The sequence below is a fragment of the Dietzia sp. SLG310A2-38A2 genome (assembly GCF_014145095.1).
Taxonomy (GTDB): domain Bacteria; phylum Actinomycetota; class Actinomycetes; order Mycobacteriales; family Mycobacteriaceae; genus Dietzia.
In genome coordinates this window covers 771-2,793 of record NZ_JAALDX010000542.1, presented here as the reverse complement: position 1 = coordinate 2,793, position 2,023 = coordinate 771, and the positions used below count along the sequence as shown (strand labels likewise).

The window sequence follows — 2,023 nt, the reverse complement described above, 5'->3', positions numbered from 1 at the left end:
GACTCCCTCTTAACCGGCTAATTCGATAATCATTGCTGGTCAGCGACACGCCACGAAGTAGCTAATCATCTGTGATGTGAGTCACAAGTGCTACACCTGTTTCCATGAACAGCAGACTCGGCCTTCGGATTGAACGAGATGACCACGGTTGGGTGCTGGCTGGGTCGGAGGCCTCCCGGTTCCAGCTCGTGAATGAGTATCTGCTCTATCTGCTGGATCGGAACTACTCGCCGGCGACGGTTCGAGCGTATGGGTATGACCTGCTGGCCTTTTGCCGGTGGTTGCTCGATCAGGACCTCGACCTCGCGTCGGTGATAACCAATGACCTGCTCGACTATCTCAGGGTCTGCCGGGAGGCGACGGTCCCGGGCCGGGTGGGGACGAACGTGGTGACGATGACTGGCCAGCGAGTGGACCGGTACGCGGCCACGACGATCAATCGGCGCCTGGCGGCGATCTCGGGCCTGTACTCCTTCACTGGGCTCAGGGATCCGAACGCCATCAATCCCGTCCCGCGAGGTCGCGAGGCGCGGTGGCTGGTCGCTGGGGAGAGGTCTGGGATGCTCGCCCACACCAGGAGACGTCGACAGCCCCGCTCGGCGTTGCGACTGCGGGAGGCGAGAACGCTGCCGGTGGCGTTGTCTGCGCCGGATGCGGCGGCCCTGGTCGCGAGTCTGCGGACGTGGCGAGACCGGGCGATCGCGGGACTGATGCTGTGGTGCGGCCTGCGGTCTTGCGAAGTGCTGGGGCTGAACGTCACCGACGTCGACATTGGAGGGCGGTGGATCACCGTCACCGGCAAGGGCGCCAAGCAGCGTCGCGTGCCCCTGGATCCCGACGTCGGGGCAGTGATTGATGTGTATCTGCTGGCAGAACGTCCCGAATCCGATTCGGATCGGCTGTTTCTGGTGGCTAAGGGCGCCACCCGCGGGCAGGGGCTGACTCCGGCGGGCCTGCGCACGATCTTCCGGTACCACCGGGAGATCTCCGGAGTCACCGGTGGACATCCACATGCGTTGCGGCACACCTTCGGCACCGTGTTGGCCGAGGCCGGCGTCGACCTGGCGGTGATGCAGGCCCTGCTCGGGCACGCCCACGTCGATACCACTGCCCGCTACGTTCATCTGGCTCCGGTCCACGTGAAAGGGGAGTTCGATGCCGCACGTGCACGCCTTCGCAACCAGGCCCGGTGACGCCGCCGTCACCGGTTCGGGGTTGGTGGCCGAGGACCTGTTGCAGGCCTACCTCGATCGCCTCGCCGCTACGGGCCGGGGAAACGCGGTCTACGAGCGCGCCGCACGGAAGTTCTTGCGCACCTGGCCCGACCCCGAGGCCTGGGCCCAGCAGCCACTTGCCGACCGGCTCGCCGCGGGAAGTCAGACCCGCCCGCTGATCACGTACCTGATGGTTCACCAGGGCCTTCGTCCCGGCTTTGACTATCTGCTCGAACGCAAGCTGTCCTCGATCTGGAGAGAAATCCAGTCCAGCTGGCTGCAGCCGGAGATCGATCGATTTCTGTCTGCATCCGAGGACCTGGGGTTCTCACTGCGGGTGCGGCTGGCGACCGGGTCGCAGGTGCCGGTGCGGCTACTGATCCAGACTGGCCGCCCGATTACCGAGCTGATGAGTGTGCCAGTCTGAAGTGGCCCCACTTGGAGGCGTAGTGCTGTTCTGAAATGGCCCCACCCTCGATCAACCAGACCCTAAGTTTCGTGTCGTCCGACCAAAGACGTTCACGAGAGGCAAGGGGTTGAAGGAGAGATCGAGAGTGGAGCAGTTCGAACGTATCCGACGAGATGCCCGGGATGAAGGCCTGTCCATCCGGGCGCTGGCCGCCAAGCACAAGGTCCACCGCCGTACCGTGCGCGCGGCGCTGGCCGATGCGGTGCCGCCGCCGCGCAAGAGCCCGCAACGCACCGCCCCGGTGCTGGGCCCGCATGAGGCGACGATTCGGCACTGGTTGACCGAGGACCTGCAGGCGCCTCGCAAGCAGCGTCATACCGCCCGCCGCGTCTGGCAGCGA

The 2,023-nt window shown here is 65.3% G+C and carries 2 protein-coding genes and 1 pseudogene; all 3 read left to right on the top strand.

Annotated elements, in window-relative coordinates:
* Positions 1-188: 188 nt before the first annotated feature.
* Positions 189-1,193 carry a tyrosine-type recombinase/integrase gene (locus tag G6027_RS17235; RefSeq protein ID WP_346995788.1) on the top strand — a complete coding sequence of 335 codons (1,005 nt, stop codon included), beginning with the start codon at positions 189-191 and terminating at the stop codon, positions 1,191-1,193.
* Positions 1,165-1,641, top strand: a complete 477-nt coding sequence (locus G6027_RS17230; protein WP_241727235.1) for a hypothetical protein — start codon at positions 1,165-1,167, stop codon at positions 1,639-1,641. Before G6027_RS17235 ends, G6027_RS17230 begins: the two co-directional genes overlap by 29 nt.
* A 127-nt stretch (positions 1,642-1,768) precedes the next feature.
* Positions 1,769-2,023 (top strand): annotated as a pseudogene (locus G6027_RS19130) (IS21 family transposase); the annotation flags it as partial.